We start from the raw sequence: 18,953 nt of genomic DNA on the forward strand, positions 1-18,953 counted from the left end.
ATAACCGCTGAAAGCATCTAAGCGGGAAGCGAGTCCTAAGATGAGTCATCCCTAGGAATTTAATTCCTCTAAAGAGCCGTTCGAGACTAGGACGTTGATAGGCAGGGTGTGTAAGCGTTGTGAGGCGTTGAGCTAACCTGTACTAATGACTCGTGAGGCTTAACCATACAACCCAGATGAGTTTTACCAGAAATGAGTCCAATCATTTCTTGGCACTGCCTACATCCATGTAGGTGTATCTGAGTTGATGGTAACTAGATTTATTACTTACTGTTGAAGGTAAGACTTAGTGAAGAATATAAAGCGCTTAATAAAGTAGAAAACTCAAACAGCTTTCCGAATTTAGTTAATTGCGATAAGCGATTAACACCGAATTTGCTTGGTGACAATAGCATTGTGGTACCACCTGATCCCATCCCGAACTCAGTAGTGAAACGCAATCGCGCCGATGATAGTGTGGGGTCTCCCCATGTGAAAGTAGGTCATTGCCAAGCGCCTAATTTCTCTTTTAAGAGAGCCGAGAAAGCCCTGACTTAATAGTCAGGGCTTTTTTCGTACATAGAGCTAGTCAAAATTTAGTACAGCGAAAGACAGTGTGGACGATATGCCCATGTGAAAGTAGGTCATTGCCAAGCGCCTAATTTCTCTTTTAAGAGAGTCGAGAAAGCCCTGACTTAATAGTCAGGGCTTTTTCCGTACATAGCTAGTCAAAATTTAGTACAGCGAAAGACAGTGTGGACGATATGCCCATGTGAAAGAAGGTCATTGCCAAGTGCCTAATTTCTCTTAATTGAGAGCAGATAGCCCGTTACTCACGTAACGGGCTTTTTTGTGTCTGATTGTTAAGTGGATTGAGTGTAGCGAAAGACAGAGTGGACGATATGCCTATGAGAAAGTCGCTCATCGCTAAGTGCCTAATTTCTCTTTTAAGAGAGTCGTGAAAGCCCTGACTTAATAAGTCAGGGCTTTTTTGTATCTGATTGTTAAGTGAGTTGAGTGTAGCGAAAAACAGTGTGGACGATATGCCCATGTACAAATAGACCATCGTTAAGTGCATAAGTTTTCTTAATCATAAGTGACATAAACATGATTATTAACGCTATTTGCTGATTAGTAAGATGAATTAAAATCTGTGCTTAAGGTATGATCATGAATATTTGGGATAAATTCATTACATTCATCACAAGATTGGGTCGCTTTATTATTTATAACACGTTCGTTTAGGTATTTTTTGCTCATACCTCCGCAGCACAAAAGTGTAAATAGATAGGTAGTTGTAAGTTTTGTGCTGCACTTTTGTTGCGCGCGTTTTGTTTTGTTTGGGCACAATAATGATCTGGTTAGCATATACTGAATTAGGTTATTCAAATTTTGAATTTGGGGTTATATACTTTGCGAATTGATGACTACCACTTGGTAGGGATTAGCTAATATAATGCATAAATTAACAGAAGCTGCAGTGAATCGCTGGCAGCAAACTATCGATCTAGCAGCCAAAGCATTACATTCATCTGTATATGTCGTTTCTGTTGATGAACAAAGCCTATTAATCACATCTGAACATCAGATTGAATTACCTTGTGATTCAGTTTCTGAGTTTACCCATTTAGTGGTTAAAGAATGCAAAAGTCTTATCAAAGATTTTAATACTTCAACGTCACCGTTTAACGTAATCCATTCCGATTTTTGTTACCAAGACAAACATTATAAGCTCAATAGCCTCCCTGTACATTTTGGAAATGACAAAGAGGGTCAAGTCATTTCTTTTATATGCTCAGTGTGTCAGTTAACCCATGATTCACAACAAGTTGAAGTGACTTTGCTTATGGCTGCCCAAAGTTTGTCGTTTCAATGTGAATTTGATGAAAATGTCCATTTAAACGGGATTAATTTACAGAACTTTATTAACGCTTTTGAAGAACATATCTGGATTAAGGACCTCTCTGGTCAATATGCTGTTTGTAATCAAAGTGTGGATATAGCTTGGAATAAATCACATTCTGAAATTATTGGCCAATATGATCACGATTTATTTGATTCTGATACGGCTGACTCCTTTGTTCAAGGTGATAGGCAAGCTGAAATAGAAGGAAAGCCTGTTGTTGTCGGAGAATGCGAACGGATTGATGAAAATAACAAGCGACATTGGTTAGAAACCACAAAAGCGCCGCTCTATGACAGCCAAGATAAGCTGGTCGGTATTATTGGTATTACGCGTAACATAGCTCGACATAAAGAAACCCAAACGCAACTGTTATTAGCTGAAAGTGTATTTGAAAACACTGTTGAAGGCGTCTTAGTCACAGATCGCGACGGCAATATCACTGAGGTGAATGCAGCATTCAGTAAAATAACTGGCTATGAGCGTAGTGAAGCATTGGGTCAAAACCCAAGAATTTTAAACTCTGGCAAACACGATTCACTATTTTTTTCAAAAATGTGGAATACCTTACTTGTAAAAGGTAAGTGGCATGGTGAAATTTGGAACCGACGTAAGTCAGGCGAAATCTTCCCTCAGTCAGTCACCATTAATGCGATTTACAGCCAAGAAGATAAAATTAATTACTTTGTCGCAGTGTTTGCTGACATTTCGACTCAAAAGCGTAATGAAGAAAAACTCGCTAATCTTTCTTATTACGATACTTTGACGCAATTACCTAACCGGTTATTGTTTAGGTCAATTCTACAAAAGCGGGTTGAAAAAGCATTACATCAGCAAACACAATTAGCGGTCGTATTTTTTGATATTGATTTCTTTAAGCATATCAATGACAGCTTAGGGCATGACGTCGGGGATAAATTATTAATCGAAGTAGGCGAAAGGTTATCTCAACTTAGTGGTGAGCATTGTATTGTGGCTCGACTTAGTAGTGATGAGTTTGTGCTTCTACTGACTGATATTCATCAACATGAATTGATTTTACGTAAGATTAATAAATTAAAATCTATGATCGAACAACCTTTCAAGTTCGATGATAGGCCACTTATTAGAGTTACGCTAAGTATGGGCGTGTCAGTATTCCCAAATGACACATTAAACTTTGAACAGCTATTACAAAATACAGATACAGCGTTACACATTGCTAAACAAAATGGACGTAACAATGTCACTTTTTATGATTCAACTATGACGCTCAATTCTGTTGAACATTTAAAAATTCAAAGTGCGCTGCACGAAGCTATTCAAGAGAATCAATTTCATCTTGTTTATCAGCCAAAACTATCTCTGCTTGATAGTAAGCTTGTCGGTTTAGAATCATTGATCCGTTGGCAACACCCAGAGCATGGTGTCATTTCACCTGCTGAGTTTATCCCGATAGCTGAGAAAACTGGATTAATTCATCAAATCGGTTTAATGGTATTAACGATGGCTTGTAAGCAAGGTAAAACCTGGCTTGAAGCAGGTTATCAATTTGGTCATTTAGCGGTAAATGTAGCGAGTTTGCAGTTTCAACGTTCAAGTTTTATTGACGATGTTGAAAAGGTGCTTGCTGACACTGGCTTTCCTGCTAATCGACTTGAACTAGAAATCACAGAAAGTTGTATGATGTATGAGCCTGAGAAAGTCATCAACGATCTAAAGCGATTAGGAAATATGGGGATTCAGTTATCTGTTGATGACTTTGGAACCGGATATTCATCATTAAGTTATTTAAAAAAATTGCCGATCAATGTACTAAAGATTGATCAATCATTTGTTGCGGATATTCCTGATGACAGTAACAATACTGCGATTGCTAAAGCGATAGTTGCGATGGGGCATGCATTAAAACTGACCGTTATCGCTGAAGGTGTGGAAACGAAAGAACAAGCTGCTTTCTTGTTAGAAAATGGATGCGACCAAGCACAAGGTTACTTTTTCAGTAAGCCACAATTACCAGCAACTCTGACCCCAATACTGCCCCAAATGTAATGGTGTCTTTCATCGGCGTCATCTTCGCATTATTAGCCACTAATACTATGCTGTCATTCTATTATTCTGACCTCTTTTTAGTCAGTTAGGCATGAACAAATCTGAGTCTAGCTGACTAATCTGCCTTAAAATATCAACAAAAACCGTGGCCAAGTCTTGATATGATAAGTTACTTACATGTGGCTTTAATCCTTCTATAGACATTCTAAGACCACTTTGTTGAGCAATATTTAGTAAAGTAAGCATTTCTGAGATTGATGTTTGCTCAACCTCAGAAAGCGAGTTAACCGCAGCATGAATATGATCATCTATTATATCTAGTATGTGTAATTGATGTGCTAGCCGCCTATGGTTATCAGTTTTATTCCATTGGTTGACTTTAACATTCCTGCCAGATAAACAGACTTCAAATTGCATGTTAACCTCTATTTCCTTTAGAGCGGCCACGTTGTGGATGATTATCAGGCACTGCAACCAATTCATCATCCATTAGCTGGCACGTTGCTTCCACTTCATCTCCGTCTGGGGTTGTAATGGTGACGACATCGGCTTCATTTTTGTCCTCACAGATGTCATACGCTTCTTGTGGCGGTTTACGCATTTGACGTTCAGCAGCTTCAGTCATCAAGCCGGATGAGAAGCACAAAACCAGACTCAATACGGTAAAGCTTTTAAGTGTTTTAATCATTTGAGTTCCTTATTGCCTTAAATTGATAAGCACAGTAACAATCAAGTATGTAGAAAATGTGCAGATTTTATGGAGTTTTAAAGGTTTGGTAGTGGGATTTGTGTAAGCTATATATACTGTTGAACTGTTTCCTAATTTATCCGTAAATTTATCAAGTTATGTGCTTGATTCAAAATGTAGATGCAATCATTTAGGGTAATTTTATAGAGCTTGTTGGGTTTGGTTTCATGAAGATATCTCAAAAACTTTTTTTAGCATTCATTGGGCTGACCAGTATTGTTCTTATCGCAACCTTATCACTTGCGAGGTGGAGTTTTGATCAAGGCTTTGTTAATTACATTCATTCCTTAGAAGAAGAGCGATTACATACATTATCCAATTCTTTTTCTTCTTTATATGGTCAATCAGGCCAAAGTTGGGATAACGTCTCTGTACAACAATTAAATACCTTGTTAAGAGTGTTTTCTGCAGACCCATTAAAGTTAGTTACCAATGGTGACAGGAAATTACCTCCTAGACCTCTTTTCGTTGATGCTATCAAAGGCGTTGATTCGGGTCCTGAAGAAAGAGTAAGGCGTGGGCCACCACCGCATTTACGAGATGCTAGAAAAGCAGGACCGCCCAGAAGACTAGGCCCACCAACATCAATATATAATCCAGCGGGTGAGCGTTTAGCTGGTGATGCATTTGACGATATTGATGGCAGCATCAGCATGCCTGTTTTATATAACGATGAGGTCGTTGCCACGTTATACAGTAACCCTATTTTTGAAGTAAATAGTATTTCGGCTAAGGCGTTTGCGAAGCAACAATTATGGACCAGCATTTGGATAGGTCTACTTTGTTTATCGTTAGCCATTATTATTTCATGGCTATTGGCACGGGTGTTACTTATGCCTGTAAGAGAAGTTGTAAAAGGGATATCTCATTTATCTAAGGGGAATTACTCAGAACGCTTTAATTTAGACCGTCAAGACGAACTGGGGCTGCTAATGAATGATATTGATCACCTTGCTGTGACTTTAGAAAATACACGCAGTGCTAAAAATCGTTGGTTTGCCGATATCTCACATGAACTGCGAACGCCATTGAGTATTCTTTGTGGTGAAATCGACGCTATAAAAGCTGGCATCCGGCCTTTTAATCAACAGCAACTGACTTCACTAGAGCAGGAAGTGATGCGAATTAAGCATTTGGTTGACGACTTATATCAGCTTTCTTTATCTGATGTTGGCGGCTTAAAGTATCAGTTTGAGTCTCTTAATATTACCCAATGTATTAATGAAACATTACTATCACTAGAAGATAAGATCAGTGAAAAAGACATCGCAGTGAGTTTTACCGCTGATGAGCCCATTTTTATCACTGGTGATGCGATGAGGCTTCGGCAATTGTTAGCCAATGTGATTTTAAACTCAGTTGCCTACACTGATAGCCCAGGGCGCCTATCTATAGACCTCATCACTGAGAAAGAACGTCTATTGATTGTATTTAATGACACAAAACCGTCTGTCGATGCATCAGAGTGCGAACTTTTATTTGACCCTCTACATCGGCAAGATAGCTCACGAGTTAGGCGAAATAATGGTGCAGGTCTAGGTTTAACGATTAGCAGAAATATTGTTGAGGCTCATGACGGGCTGATTAGCGCAAGACCATCTAATTTAGGTGGCCTATGTATTGAAATTGTTCTACCTTTGCAAAAAGAGTCATAAAAAATAATGAGTACAGATTACCCTAATATGAAAGTGTTAATTGTTGAAGATGAACAAAAAATTGCGCAAGTACTCGTTGATTTCCTTGAGTTAGAAGGCTTCGAGACTCAGGTGTTAAATGATGGGCTTCGCGCTGTCGAAACCATTAAAAGTGGCAATATTGATTTTGTTATTTTAGATCTCATGTTGCCTCATAAAGATGGTTTAACGATCTGCAAAGAAGTACGCCAATTCTCATCTATTCCTTTATTAATGCTCACGGCAAGAGTAGATGAAATTGATCGCCTTATCGGATTAGAGGTTGGCGCTGACGATTATGTATGTAAGCCGTTTTCAGCCAGAGAAGTCGTTGCCAGAGTCAAAACTATTTTACGTCGGATAGATGTTGAACCTAAAATTAGTGAAGATGAAATTGCTTATAAACATATTTTAATCAATATCCAGCGCTTTAAGTGTTTTGTTTCGAGTGTCGAAGTGGAGTTAACCCCTGTCGAGTTTCGACTACTGCAAACCATGTTAAAACGTCCTGGGGTGGTTCATAGCCGTGATAGTTTAATGCAAGTTTGTTATGTCGATGACCGCGTAGTGAGTTCTCGTACCATTGATAGCCACATTAAAAACCTAAGAGCCAAACTAACAATGCACCAAACTCAAATTGACTTACTTCATTCAATTTATGGTGTGGGTTACAAAATAGAATAAGCCCCTTTGAAAACAATTTCATATTCTCAGCTTGTTTACTCGCTCCTAGCGCTTGTTTTGTTTAGAATAGCCAACAATATTTATTATTCCCTTTAGCCATTGCTATATTGGGATACGTTGACTGAGGCGGACTGTTTTTCTGCCTAGGAGCTTTAATGCAATTGTTTGTAAAAGATTTAACCGTTATTGATTTCTCTTATTTGTGTCCAATTCGCGGCATGGTGGGAGAAAGCTGGATTGTCGATGTATTGCTTGATGGCGGTCTGGATGAGCAGAATATGGTTTTGGACTTTTCAAAAGTTAAAAAAACCATTAAAAATACCATCGATGATGTCGCAGACCACCGACTATTAATTCCTACAGCATGCAGTGAAGTGAGATGGCAGCAAAAGGGTGACAGAGTTTGGATGGATTTTTCAAGCCAACAAGGTGACATTCATCTTGCGTGTCCGTCACAAGCATTTGCACTTGTGCCTACCGAAGTGATTGACTTTGAAAGTGTTAATTCATTCTTAATCAAAGCGCTACGTGAAGCTTTACCTGATAATGTTGAAGGTATTAGCTTAACGCTTCGTAATGAAGTGTTAGATACGCCTTACTACCATTACAGTCACGGTCTTAGAAAGCACGACGGCAATTGCCAGCGTATCGCCCACGGACATCGTAGTCCAATTACTGTATTTGAAAACGGTATTGCAGCACCTAAATGGGATCAATATTGGGCCGATAGATGGCAAGATATATATTTAGGAAGTGAAGAAGATATTGTTGATGTCAGCACTCTGTCTTTATCAAAGCAAGCTAAAGTGAATGATGCAACTCATTACGGCTTTCACTATCAAGCCCCCCAAGGTGACTTTCAGCTTGCGATGCCTAAATCTTGCTGTGACATCATTCCCCATGACACCACAGTAGAGTTATTGGCACAATTTTTAGCAGAGTCTATGTCAAAACAGTCTCCTGAGTCAGAATTTAAAGTGATTGCCTTTGAAGGTATTGGCAAAGGTGCCATTGCTGTTAAGTAGCATGTTTTACAAAGCTTAATAGAGTCAAGATGCTCTATTAAGCTTTATACATTTTTCAAATCAACATCCCCTGATTAGTTCTTTTTAGCCTTACAAGAATCCTTTTATTCTCTTTTTAATCTATCTTTTATCTATAAAGAGTGCTGTCTTGAATGGGTTAACTTTCGCTTATGATTAACAGTTTGAATCTATTAGTTTAAAACCATACTATTGTATAAATTGGCTGAAAAGATGCCTATTCGTTAATTCTTTAACGACCTGAATCTAAATAGAATACATATACATTAGGAATGCATCGTACATGTCTGACAATAAATGTAAAAAGTTTTGTGTGCTTTCACTGCTGAGTGCTAGTTTTATCGCTTTTACCGCTCATGCTCAAATCCAGCTTCAAGGACAATTTGAACAAGGTGCACTGATCCGAGGCGCTGTTCCTGAAGGTAGCGTTGTAAAACTTAATGGCGAAGCGATTCAAGTGACGCCTCAAGGTAAGTTTGCGTTTGGATTTGAACGAGATGCCGCTAAAGAGCAAATGCTCGAAGTGGTATATCCGGACGGATTAACTGAATTAAAACCAATGACGGTCAAAGCAAAAGAATACAAAATTGATCGCGTCACTGGCATCAGTAAAAAAATAATGAAGCCGAATCCAGCTGCACAAGAACGCGCTGCTAAAGATGCGAAACTAACCCGCACGGCAAGAAATACATTTAGTGAACAAACGGCGTTCATGCAGGATTTTATCTGGCCTGTTACAGGACGTATATCAGGGGTTTATGGAAGTCAGCGCGTATACAACGGTAAACCAGGCAATCCGCATTACGGTGTGGATGTGGCAAGACCTGCAGGAACCGTTGTTGTTTCACCTGCCGATGGCGTGATTACTTTAGCTGAACCTGACATGTTTTATTCAGGCGGCACGCTTATTATTGATCATGGTTATGGTATTAATTCTACATTTCTGCATTTAAGTAAGTTGTATGCCAAAGTCGGTGATGTAGTGAAACAAGGGCAAAATTTAGCTGAAATTGGTGCAACAGGACGCGCTACTGGCCCACACCTTGATTGGCGTATTAATTGGTATCAAATGCGTTTAGATCCTGTCACCGTTGTGCCACCGATGTCAGCAGTATTAGCTGCTGAGAAAGCTATAAAAGAATAATATTATCGATACTGATATTAATATTAATATAGATAATAAGTTTAGCTATTTATCATAGGGTGATGTAAGGAGATGATTATGAAGAAATTATTGCTCGCCCTAATAATACCGATTTATTTGTTATCTGGTATCAGCTTAGCATCTGAAAAAGCGAAAATGAGTGTAACTTATTTGCCTGCAAGTAAAGCTGATTTACGTTATCAAGATATAATAAAAAGAAGTGAAATTAACCAGTTAGTACAAGCATTGGCTGAAACCTACTTCACTTTTAACAATCCTCTGCTGATTAAGTATGGGAGCCAAGATGGCCCTTTATATGACCCCAACACTCACACCATTCATATCCCGTACTCATTTATCGTCGATTCAATAGACTATTTTAGTCAAAATGCTTATAAGGCCGAGCTTGCTGACTCAGCGGAGCAAGCCGCAGTCGATGCGTTATTACATACGCTACTTCATGAGATTGCTCATGCTTATATTGCTGATAATGGTATTCCAATATTGGGCAAAGAAGAGGATGCTGCAGATAACTTTGCCGCTATTATCATGCTTAATTATATTGATGCTGGCGATGATGCCTTACTCAATGCAGCAGATTTGTTTGCTTTAGAATCAGAGCACCGCCCTGATTTTTATGAGCTAGGTGAGTATATCGATGAGCATAGTTTTGATTTACAAAGGTACTTTTCAAGCCTGTGTTTAGTCTATGGCTCTGAACCAGAAAAGTATCCGGCATTACTGAATGAAATTGAAAAGGATTATCGAGTTGATAGAAAGTCGTTTTGTATTGAACACTTTCAAGTCATAACAAAAAACTGGCAAGGTTACTTTGCTCACTAAATAAACCTATCCTATTAAATACATGTTAAACATTAGCCACTGGGTCAGGCTAACAAGTTTGTGGCTAGTGTTTTTGTATGACTAATGGCGAATAAAGTAAGACCTTATTGCTCACTAGCAATAATAGTTTCAATGCTATGAGGGTGAACTTTAATACAAATACCGTCTTTCTTAAAAGCAATCGTAGGGTTTGCTAATCGCTCATTATCGCCTTGAGGTGAGCTTAACTTCACTTTGATATCAGTTTTTCCTTCAATAATAGCCGTTATTGACGGGACTTTTCTTGATAAATCCGAGATGAGTGCTTCACAAGTGGTTGCTGTAGTGGGCAAGACAAGCTCAATGTGCTCCCAGCCTTCTTGAGGGTAAACCTTATCTGAAGGAAAGGGCAGCTCGACACATGGCACGCTAGCACCATTTAATTGCATTGGTGTATGTAATTTTATGATTAGGATAGGACGACCGTTAATCATATTGTTTGAGATCACTTGACCAGCTTGTTCAAATGCGTCAACAAGTAATTCAGCTTTCTCCTTGCTATTAACTCTCAGGGCGCAATGATCGCACTTTAGAGCTAAGTCTGCTAAACCTAATTGATGTAGGAAGTGAGTGATACGCTGGTTAAATTCAGGCCAGCTTTGCTGTAACTGAGCATAATTCATTAGGGATCCTGAAGGTGTTTTTATGGTTATAAGGTGGAAAAACGATGCACTGGCTAAGGCCAAATTTCAATGGGAGTTCCTTCTTCGATAACTCGCCACAATTCGTCCATCTCTTTATTCGTTACAGCAATACAGCCGTTGGTCCAATTAAACTGTTGCGCTTGCTCAGGTGTTAAAGGTGAGTTGGGGTTTTGGCCATGGATCATGATCATGCCACCAGGACTGACCCCTAAGGCACTTGCTCGCAGGCGATCTTCTTCATTTGGGTAAGAGATATGGATAGATTTATAAAAAGCACTATCAGACTTTTTATAATCTAACGTGTATCTTCCTTGAGGCGTTCGTTGGTCGCCTTCTTTAAGCTTATGTCCTTGAGGGGTATCGCCCATGGCAATGCGGTAGGTTTTTAGCTTTTGACCCTGATGGTAAATCGACATACTTGATTCAGATTTATTCACCACGACGAGGTCTACTTTTGCTTTAATAAGTTGATCGACTGAAGCATTGACGAAAGTAGGCGTGATAATGGCGAGCAAAAAGAGGTATTTAACCAAGTACATGAAGTCTCCAAAAGCAGTTTTTTCGATATGTTTATTATTAATAGTGTTAACATGAGGTTAATTCGTTAAGCAATCTAGCAGAAGCATCAATAATTGTCATAATGAATTTATTATTTACAAAGATAATACCGTATTTTTCATATTATGCGGTACTTAATTAATGGTCATTTTTGAGTGAACTATGACGTCAGAAGAAAAGCAAGACACGCCATTAAAACGGCATATACGTTCTGTCATATTTGGCACGGAAACTAAGCTAGGTCGATGGTTTGATATCGGACTCATCATTTGTATTTTATTCAGTGTATTACTGATAATTTTAGATACCATCGACAGTTATCATCAACAATATGGCCAAGCAATTTACTATGCTGAGTGGGCGTTTACTTGGCTATTTACGATTGAATACTTGTTGCGGCTTTATGGCTCAATCAACCGCTGGGCTTATATGCGTAGTTTTTACGGTATTGTCGACTTACTGTCGATTTTACCGAGTTTTTTAGCATTGATATTCCCAGGGGCAAACGTCTCATTAGCGTTCAGGATATTAAGGCTATTTAGGGTATTTAGAGTATTAAAATTATTGCGCTACCTCAGTGAAGGAAACTTGCTACTAAAAGCGATGATTCAGTCTCGCAGGAAAGTGTTTATTTTCTTCTTTTCAGTGAGCTTGATCATAATGGCATTAAGCGTCGTAATGTATGTGGTTGAAGGACCTGGAAATGGGTTTACTTCAATTCCAAAATCGATGTATTGGACCATAGTGACTATCACAACCGTTGGTTATGGCGATATCACGCCACAGACTAATTTAGGTCAGGCGATTGCTTCACTTACCATGCTAATTGGTTATTCAATTATTGCGATTCCTACAGGAATATTAACCGCTGAAATATCACATGAAATGGTTGCTGAGCGAGATTTAAGAAAGTGCAGCAATTGTGGTACTCGTGGTCATAATTTACAGGCTTTATTTTGTCATCACTGTGGTAGTGAATTAGAGCAACATCAATCAGAAGGGAAATCATGACCGAAGCTAAGTTTGTTCAAGGGTCGATTTTAAAGCACATTTTAGTCATGAGCTCAACGGCGGCAGTGGGAATTTCAGCGCTGTTTGTGGTCGATTTATTAGATATCTTTTTCTTAAGTTTATTAGGCGAAGTGGAGTTAGCTGCTGCGGTTGGCTATGCAGGCGCTATTTCATTTTTTACGACATCAATCGGCATAGGGTTGTCGATAGCACTGGGTGCACTGGTATCGAGAGCCGTTGGTGCTAAGAACATGGTTCTGGCTAAAAGGATGCTATTAAACAGTGCCGTTGTCTCGTTAATCACCAGTGTATTTGTTGCCATTACGGTATTTATTTTTATTCCTGAGTTACTTGCATTGGTAGGAGCTACTGGCGAAACCGCTGTACTTGCTGAGAGTTATCTTCGCATTTTAGTTCCTTCTTTACCTTTTATTTGTTTAGCGATGGCGCTTGGTGGGGCACTAAGAGCAATCGGTGATGCTAAGCTCTCTATGATGTCTACACTTGCAGGTGGTGGGGTTAACTTAGTCCTTGATCCTATTTTCATCTTTGCATTAAGTATGGGAATTGAAGGGGCAGCTGTAGCGTCAGTATTTGCTCGTATTGCGGTATTTGTTATTTCTGCTCGCGGCATTGTAGTTAAACATAAAATGTTGGGTAAATTTAATCGCCAACATTTTGTGGAAGATATTCGAACTATTTTTGCCATTGCTTTACCTGCAATGCTAACCAATGTGGCGACACCGATAGGTAATGCGGTAGTAACTAAAGCCATTGCTGACTTCGGTGATAGTTATGTAGCTGGTTGGGCTGTGTTAGGACGATTAATCCCTGTGTGTTTTGGGATGATTTTTGCTCTTAGTGGCGCAGTGGGGCCAATTATCGGTCAAAACTATGGCGCACTTGAGTTTGGCCGAGTCAGAGAAAGCTTAACAAAAGCCATTCAATTTTGTGTGGTATTTGTATTAGGTGTGTCGATTATTTTATTTGCCCTTAAACATCAAATTGTGTCGGCATTTGATATGCAAGGAGAGGCTGAGGAACTGATTTTATTCTTTTGTAATTATATCGCTATCTTCTTTATATTTAATGGCATTTTATTTGTTGCTAATGCTTCATTTAACAATTTGGGCAAAGCGAAATACTCAACTTTCTTTAATGTAGGTAAAGCTACTATAGGTACAATTCCATTTGTGTATTTTGGCGCCCAAATTGGTGGGGTGTATGGCGTACTGATTGGACAGGCGGTTGGCTCTATTTTATTTGGTATCGGTGGGGTTTGGGTTGGTTATCGACTCATTGATAAAATTACCAATAAAGAGCATGAACAGAAACTGCATCAACAAGCCCAACAAACTGAAGACAGTGAAATAGAACTGGAAATGAGTCCTAGCTCTTCACCGCAATCGTCATCTTATGTGCATTTAGCCCAGTTAAATGAAGAGCCTTTGTGTGAAGAGATTATTCGAGATGGTGACTTAGAAAACCCTTTATCATCAAAAGATAAGTAACTTATATTTCAAAATAAGGCCTGTTAAATAATAAAGCCCAGAAACTATGACGTTTCTGGGCTTTATTTTTATCTAATTAGATAACAAATACTGCGGTTATTTTTCTTCAGCTTGGGCTTGTTCAGGCGAGGCTTCAGCTTGTGCCGCTTCAGCTAATTTCTGCTGCTCTTCTAATTCCATTTGAGCGCGAACGGCTTTCGAGATATACCCCACTTTTGGATTTTTTTGTGGGTTATCTTTAACGATTTTATTTTGCTTCGCTTTAGCCCGCTTAGCGGTCTTTTTGATCATTTGCTGTTTTCTGTTCATGGGACTTGCTAACTCGCTTAATGGTGCCGGTGGCACTTTACTGTCTAACTCACAACTACAAGAGTGCCTCATAGTTGCTTTAAATGATTAAGCCAAGTTTAGCTCAAACTGGCTGCAGGATATAGTTAAACTACTTATATAATCTATTGTGGGCGAATAAAGCAGTGTTGAATCAGTTAATGCCGCTTTTAATTAAGCAATAGGATACTTAGCTATAGATTAATGGGTGTTTGAAGTTAAGGCGTTAATTAAAAGTTGCGGCTGAATTTTTCAATATCTTCAGCAGTTGCGCCGTCATTGCATTCGCCACGGATTTCTCCACGGCCTTCACTCACACTTCGGTTAAGGATCATGTAACCTTCTTTACAGTAACCAGTCATGTCGATGGTTTTTTGTAAACCGACTTCAACTTGTTGACCCCAAAGCTCTAATCGTTCTGCACGCTGTTCTTGCTCAATGGCATAACTTCGTGCGTTTTGGCGGCGGCGATCGATTCTTTGTTGGTGGGGGAGTGGGTCTTCAATGCCACGGTCACTTGCCGTTGCAACTTTTGCTTTGTAAGTAAAAAGCTTAATACCTTCTCCTTTTATGGAAGTGCTAAATTTATCTTTGAATTGTCCTGCATAAGCTTCAGGCTCCAAAGGGGCAGAAGTACATGCAGTTAATAAAACAATACTGATTGCAATAGCAAAAATCTTTAGCACCTGAATATCCCTTTACCTATTTCTAAAATCAACTGTGTCTATTAAAAACGAAATTTATTTTTATTGATAGTTATTTATAACGAATTGAGCACTTCGGTATTGGTGAGAAGAGTGTCAATTAACAAGGTGTTATCCCGCCTGTAAAGAAGCTTTATCGCAGCCTACAAAAGTAAACTGCGACCATAGGCTTTACTGACGTTTTGACTATGCATATTGCTTTTCTAGGTAAGCAATAATGTCATTGGATTCATACATCCACTGAGTTTTTCCATCTTTGTCTATTTTTAAGCAAGGCACTTTTAGTTGGCCACCTTGCTCAATGAGCTGCTGCTTATTGGCATCTTGTTTGGCATCGACAATCGCTATTTCTAAACCTTGTCTGCGAATCGCACGGCGTACTTTGACGCAAAATGGACATGCCGCGTATTGGTAAAGGGCTAAACCTTTTGTTTGCTCATCGATTTTTGCTTGCTCTGCAACTGGGCGCTGACGTTTTTTACCTGGAAATATAAAGTTAGCTAATAAGATAATACGACCGAGGATCCAACGAATAACAAACATACTGCTTCCTTTTTAAACTGGATGAATCAATTTAATTATATTTGTGGATGAATGCAGCATATAAAAGTGCACTTACATTCAAATTTAGCGACAGTTTACGTGATGTTATTCACAGATAATAGTCACTTGTGAGCCTTAACGTGTTTATCCTTGCAGGTTAAGGCTCAATTGCATTACTAGGATTAGGTGTTCGGCAATGTTAATTAGCATCTAAAGTCAGTATTGCCTGTGCTTCTGATTCTTCCATATGTACCCGGCTTTCAAGAATGAACACTCTACTTGGGTCAATCAGTGCTTGCTCAACCAAATAGGTTTTAACCGCTTTAGCACGTTGCTGGGCAAGTTGACCCAGTGCTGTTTCAGTAACGTTTTGTTGATTCAGTGTTAAGTTATACAGTGCGATATGCCATCTTGTTGCTAGTTCTTCTGCTGTAATTTCTGGTGCTTCAGCTTGTATTTGTTGTTTGACGAGTTGTGGATCTTGTTGAGTTTCATTTTGATATAGGTTCATTAATGCTGTCACTAACTCACCTTGAGTTGGAAATTGACTCGCAGATAAATTGGCTGGTAGTTCACTTATATCGAGCTTGGCGAGTGCAGCTAGCTTGCTGTGCAGTTGTTGTTGCTGAAGCGCATGTTGGTCGTTAACTAAATCTACGCTGCCTTTAATGTTTAACATCAATAATGGGCGGTCATTCAGTGCACTTGCTAGTTTACTAAGCGTCGATTGTTGATTGGTATCAATGATGGCCTGACCATATTCAAAACTCACTTTATCCATTTTTTCATCACTATCAACAAGGCCAGCAAGTAACGAAAATGGCGCAGTAATCGCTTTAGTTATCACATTGGTAATGGCTGTCATGATGATGCTGCCAAAACTAAAGCTTGGAGAATCCAAGTCGCCATCTACATTGACACCTAAATCAATCACCCCGTGCCTGTCTTGTAATAAAGCAATAGCAAGGGTGATTGGCAGTGAGGTCGCGAGTGAACTATTACTTGGCTTACCTAGCTGTAACTGATCAACAACTAAATGATTGCTACCCACTAATTGATTGTTTTCAAGCTTGTAGTTAAGAGCCAGTGAGAGTTGGCCTTTATCAATATAGTATCCAGCATAGGTTCCTGAATAAGGATTGATTGAGGTTAATTCTACTTTGTTAAAAGCAAGATTAAGATCAAGATACGGGTTAGCGAGTAACGGGTTAATATCCCCTTTTAAAGTGACAGGCGCATACTTATCAATTTTACCTTCAAGATTCACTGATGCTCTTGTTTGTGGATTGGTTGAAATTTGGGTGATTTCGCCTGTTAGCTGCTCTATACCCGAAGCAAAATTAGGTGTAAGTGAGTTATCCGCAAAGAAAGCAGAGCTCTCTTTTAATCCGATACGGTTAATGCTAATAGCGAAAGCTGGCTCAGTTGAGCCTGTTGAACTGAGTTCGACATCAATAGGCGCTTCTTTTGACGCATTGTCTGATTGGTCAATATCTTCAACCCCCTTACTGGCTGGCTGTACGATTAAGTCTGCAATATTAGTACTTCTGTCTTCAGCAATGACTAAGCGACTAAATAACTGGTTAAATTGGATTTCATCGATTAATAATGATCTTGCTAAATTATCGAATGTAAGCTGGTTTATCTTCATTGCATCCCAGTTGAGTAAGGGCTGCTTTAATACGTTATCTTTTATTTTTAAATCTAATACCGATGCTTGCCCTTTAAAAATGAGCTTTTGCTGATTGTTGGCACTGACGTGGCCCTTTGTATTAAATAATCCATCCTCTAAGGTGATATTCATAAAAGGAGCAATGTAAGGTTGTAGCTTGGTAAGATCCATATTCTGGTAATCAATATCAGCTTCAATGCTCATCAAGTTTGCATCGAGCTGGCCTTGTGAGGCGAACTGGCTTTGATCGTTAATCGATAAATCAAGTTGATAGTCAATCGGCACAGATAAATCTGATTTGATAACACCTGTTGATAAATTGATATTGGATATCTTCCAGAAATTACTTGTTTTGTTTGCCACACTTTCTGTGAGTTCAAACTGGTAATCATTAAGTTTGAATTGATGCAGCGTGACCAGCCATTGTTGCGCGCTGTTGTTATTGTCATGGCTCTTGAGATTATTGGCCGTAGCTTGGTTATCCGGTGCGTTATCTTTACTTTGTGTATTAACTGCTTGCTGCTGTTTAGGAGTGAACAACTCAACTAAGTTTATTCGTTTAGGCGCAACCGTTAACCAAAAGTCAGCATTGTTGGTTGTTAATAATGGGATATCGATGAGTTTGTCTTTAGAAGAAGCACTAAGACCTTCTAATGCTAATAAACTTATGGTTGCGACATTACGTTCAGTATCTTTTGTGACGATATTATCAAGTGCAATATCAGTATTAGTGAGCTCAATATTAACGGGTAATTCTGATGAGTCGACATTTGTCTCAAGTTGAGAGACCACAGGTTCAGAAATGGCAAAATCAGYTGAAACATTCAAGTTTGCTGACGTTAATGACACATCAAACATACTGTCAATGAATGACCAATATTGCGGCAAAGTAATTTGAGTCAATGTAACCTGACCATTGGCTAATATAGGCGACAATTGAAATTGAGTGTTTAACGCTAAAACGCCTTTTTTATCATCAGTGATAGACAGGCTAATTTTATTTGCATCGACTGAATTAGCCAGTAAGGCATCGGTTTTAATCAATTGACCGTTAATTGTGATATTAGGGTAGGTAAGGCTTGATTGTGTTACCTTATCGTCAAAGTTAACACGCGCTTTGTTTAACTCAAATTGGTTAAGGTGAAGTGCTATCGGCGTTGCTTGATTGTCACTTTCTGTTGGTTCCGAACTGTTGTTATTAGCCGCTAAAGTATCAAGAATATCGGAAAAGTTAAATTGATTTGAAGGGGTATTTAGGCGAGTGACTGCCCACTGGCTTCCTTCAATAGTGAGATAATCTAAGGTAACGTTAAGATTAAATAACGACTGCCAAAAGAGAAAATCAACCGATAGCGTTTCGATAGAAATGAAGTCAGTTGTGCTGTCTTTCTCCGCGATAGAAAAACCATGTAAGCTGGCTTCAAAAGTAAATGGGTTGATTTTAATATCTTCAAGGCTTACTTGTCTGCCAAGTTGTTCCTCAAGAATTTTTGGAAGCTGTTTTGAGGCTATAAACGGAACCAGTAAGCCTAAAGTCAAAATGAATAATAAGTAAATAAATGAAATTGTTATCGCGGCCTTTTGGTAACGAGGGCGATTTGAATAGGCGAGCTTCATTTTAGTCAACAACGACATCATAGTACGACTGCTTCTTTTGGTTTTAGACAGTGAATATTTTGACATTTTATCTAATTTATCGTTCAGTTACTTGCTTGTTTAAATATTTTTACAAAAAAGATTCACTTTTGTTTTTAAATGGACAAAAGTAGTATTTCAATTTAAGCTAATGTATTAATGAGATTTTTATTTTAAAATTGAGCTGACTGTTCTGCTATAACAGTAGAATGAACTCTCATCTGACTTATTTCGCAATTGAGCTGTATCATTCAGTAGCGA

The 18,953-nt window shown here is 38.8% G+C and carries 16 protein-coding genes and 2 rRNA genes; 10 read left to right on the forward strand and 8 right to left on the reverse strand.

Annotation, left to right across the window (positions count from 1 at the left end):
* The 3 genes from A9267_RS00005 to A9267_RS00015 form a co-directional block, all read left to right on the forward strand.
* Window positions 1-167: ribosomal RNA gene (locus tag A9267_RS00005) — 23S ribosomal RNA — on the forward strand; the annotation flags it as partial.
* 211 nt (window positions 168-378) lie between these two features.
* Window positions 379-494, forward strand: a 5S ribosomal RNA gene (gene rrf / locus A9267_RS00010).
* Between the two features lie 941 nt (window positions 495-1,435).
* A complete protein-coding gene (locus tag A9267_RS00015; protein ID WP_065107776.1) occupies window positions 1,436-3,913 on the forward strand; it encodes an EAL domain-containing protein in 2,478 nt (825 codons plus the stop codon).
* A gap of 81 nt (window positions 3,914-3,994) precedes the next feature.
* Here the strand turns inward: A9267_RS00015 and A9267_RS00020 are convergent, their stop codons facing one another.
* Entirely contained in the window at window positions 3,995-4,330 is a 336-nt protein-coding gene (locus tag A9267_RS00020; RefSeq protein ID WP_065107777.1) for a hypothetical protein, read from the reverse strand.
* A 1-nt stretch (window position 4,331) separates the two neighbouring features.
* A complete protein-coding gene (locus tag A9267_RS00025; protein WP_055026307.1) occupies window positions 4,332-4,601 on the reverse strand; it encodes a hypothetical protein in 270 nt (89 codons plus the stop codon).
* 227 nt (window positions 4,602-4,828) lie between these two features.
* Here A9267_RS00025 and A9267_RS00030 point away from each other — a divergent pair, with 227 nt between their 5' ends.
* The 5 genes from A9267_RS00030 to A9267_RS00050 all read left to right on the forward strand — a co-directional run bounded on the left by A9267_RS00030 (window position 4,829) and on the right by A9267_RS00050 (window position 10,048).
* Entirely contained in the window at window positions 4,829-6,316 is a 1,488-nt protein-coding gene (locus A9267_RS00030) for an ATP-binding protein (protein WP_065107778.1), read from the forward strand.
* 6 nt (window positions 6,317-6,322) lie between these two features.
* Entirely contained in the window at window positions 6,323-7,018 is a 696-nt protein-coding gene (locus A9267_RS00035) for a response regulator (RefSeq protein ID WP_065107779.1), read from the forward strand.
* 155 nt (window positions 7,019-7,173) lie between these two features.
* The gene (locus A9267_RS00040) at window positions 7,174-8,043 is read left to right on the forward strand and encodes a 6-carboxytetrahydropterin synthase (RefSeq protein ID WP_065107780.1); all 870 of its coding nucleotides are present in this window, start codon (window positions 7,174-7,176) and stop codon (window positions 8,041-8,043) included.
* A 301-nt stretch (window positions 8,044-8,344) separates the two neighbouring features.
* Window positions 8,345-9,205 (forward strand): M23 family metallopeptidase, encoded by an 861-nt coding sequence (locus A9267_RS00045; protein ID WP_065107781.1) that lies wholly within the window; start codon window positions 8,345-8,347, stop codon window positions 9,203-9,205.
* 78 nt (window positions 9,206-9,283) lie between these two features.
* Window positions 9,284-10,048: a DUF4344 domain-containing metallopeptidase gene (locus A9267_RS00050; protein ID WP_156669070.1), complete on the forward strand. Its 765-nt coding sequence runs from the start codon at window positions 9,284-9,286 to the stop codon at window positions 10,046-10,048.
* A 104-nt stretch (window positions 10,049-10,152) separates the two neighbouring features.
* Here A9267_RS00050 and A9267_RS00055 read toward each other — a convergent pair whose 3' ends face one another.
* Window positions 10,153-10,710, reverse strand: coding sequence for a VOC family protein (locus A9267_RS00055; RefSeq protein WP_065107783.1), 558 nt, complete (start codon window positions 10,708-10,710; stop codon window positions 10,153-10,155).
* 53 nt (window positions 10,711-10,763) lie between these two features.
* Window positions 10,764-11,270 carry a L,D-transpeptidase family protein gene (locus A9267_RS00060; protein WP_065107784.1) on the reverse strand — a complete coding sequence of 169 codons (507 nt, stop codon included), beginning with the start codon at window positions 11,268-11,270 and terminating at the stop codon, window positions 10,764-10,766.
* A 181-nt stretch (window positions 11,271-11,451) separates the two neighbouring features.
* On the opposite strand from A9267_RS00060, the gene A9267_RS00065 reads away from it, so the two are divergent.
* Together A9267_RS00065 and A9267_RS00070 are read left to right on the forward strand one after the other, a co-directional pair.
* On the forward strand, window positions 11,452-12,300 hold the full coding sequence (locus tag A9267_RS00065) for an ion transporter (RefSeq protein ID WP_055026300.1): 849 nt from the start codon (window positions 11,452-11,454) through the stop codon (window positions 12,298-12,300).
* Window positions 12,297-13,811 carry an MATE family efflux transporter gene (locus A9267_RS00070; RefSeq protein ID WP_065107785.1) on the forward strand — a complete coding sequence of 505 codons (1,515 nt, stop codon included), beginning with the start codon at window positions 12,297-12,299 and terminating at the stop codon, window positions 13,809-13,811. Before A9267_RS00065 ends, A9267_RS00070 begins: the two co-directional genes overlap by 4 nt.
* Window positions 13,812-13,907: 96 nt before the next feature.
* Here the strand turns inward: A9267_RS00070 and A9267_RS00075 are convergent, their stop codons facing one another.
* From A9267_RS00075 to A9267_RS00090, 4 genes are all read right to left on the reverse strand, one after another.
* Entirely contained in the window at window positions 13,908-14,120 is a 213-nt protein-coding gene (locus A9267_RS00075; RefSeq protein WP_055026310.1) for a DUF2986 domain-containing protein, read from the reverse strand.
* Between the two features lie 248 nt (window positions 14,121-14,368).
* On the reverse strand, window positions 14,369-14,824 hold the full coding sequence (locus tag A9267_RS00080) for a hypothetical protein (RefSeq protein WP_055026298.1): 456 nt from the start codon (window positions 14,822-14,824) through the stop codon (window positions 14,369-14,371).
* 204 nt (window positions 14,825-15,028) lie between these two features.
* A complete protein-coding gene (locus A9267_RS00085) occupies window positions 15,029-15,385 on the reverse strand; it encodes a glutathione S-transferase N-terminal domain-containing protein (RefSeq protein ID WP_055026297.1) in 357 nt (118 codons plus the stop codon).
* Window positions 15,386-15,584: 199 nt separating this feature from the next.
* Window positions 15,585-18,695 (reverse strand): DUF748 domain-containing protein, encoded by a 3,111-nt coding sequence (locus tag A9267_RS00090; protein WP_065107786.1) that lies wholly within the window; start codon window positions 18,693-18,695, stop codon window positions 15,585-15,587.
* Window positions 18,696-18,953: the final 258 nt, after the last annotated feature.

Origin of the sequence: Shewanella sp. UCD-FRSSP16_17, assembly GCF_001675935.1 — a bacterium.
Classification (GTDB): domain Bacteria; phylum Pseudomonadota; class Gammaproteobacteria; order Enterobacterales; family Shewanellaceae; genus Shewanella; species Shewanella japonica.

Coding starts and splice junctions, on each gene's coding strand:
- A9267_RS00015 (WP_065107776.1), top strand. CDS start 1,436: ATGCATAAATTAACAGAAGCTGCAGTGAATCGCTGGCAGCAAACTATC.
- A9267_RS00020 (WP_065107777.1), bottom strand. CDS start 4,330: ATGCAATTTGAAGTCTGTTTATCTGGCAGGAATGTTAAAGTCAACCAA.
- A9267_RS00025 (WP_055026307.1), bottom strand. CDS start 4,601: ATGATTAAAACACTTAAAAGCTTTACCGTATTGAGTCTGGTTTTGTGC.
- A9267_RS00030 (WP_065107778.1), top strand. CDS start 4,829: ATGAAGATATCTCAAAAACTTTTTTTAGCATTCATTGGGCTGACCAGT.
- A9267_RS00035 (WP_065107779.1), top strand. CDS start 6,323: ATGAGTACAGATTACCCTAATATGAAAGTGTTAATTGTTGAAGATGAA.
- A9267_RS00040 (WP_065107780.1), top strand. CDS start 7,174: ATGCAATTGTTTGTAAAAGATTTAACCGTTATTGATTTCTCTTATTTG.
- A9267_RS00045 (WP_065107781.1), top strand. CDS start 8,345: ATGTCTGACAATAAATGTAAAAAGTTTTGTGTGCTTTCACTGCTGAGT.
- A9267_RS00050 (WP_156669070.1), top strand. CDS start 9,284: ATGAAGAAATTATTGCTCGCCCTAATAATACCGATTTATTTGTTATCT.
- A9267_RS00055 (WP_065107783.1), bottom strand. CDS start 10,710: ATGAATTATGCTCAGTTACAGCAAAGCTGGCCTGAATTTAACCAGCGT.
- A9267_RS00060 (WP_065107784.1), bottom strand. CDS start 11,270: ATGTACTTGGTTAAATACCTCTTTTTGCTCGCCATTATCACGCCTACT.
- A9267_RS00065 (WP_055026300.1), top strand. CDS start 11,452: ATGACGTCAGAAGAAAAGCAAGACACGCCATTAAAACGGCATATACGT.
- A9267_RS00070 (WP_065107785.1), top strand. CDS start 12,297: ATGACCGAAGCTAAGTTTGTTCAAGGGTCGATTTTAAAGCACATTTTA.
- A9267_RS00075 (WP_055026310.1), bottom strand. CDS start 14,120: ATGAACAGAAAACAGCAAATGATCAAAAAGACCGCTAAGCGGGCTAAA.
- A9267_RS00085 (WP_055026297.1), bottom strand. CDS start 15,385: ATGTTTGTTATTCGTTGGATCCTCGGTCGTATTATCTTATTAGCTAAC.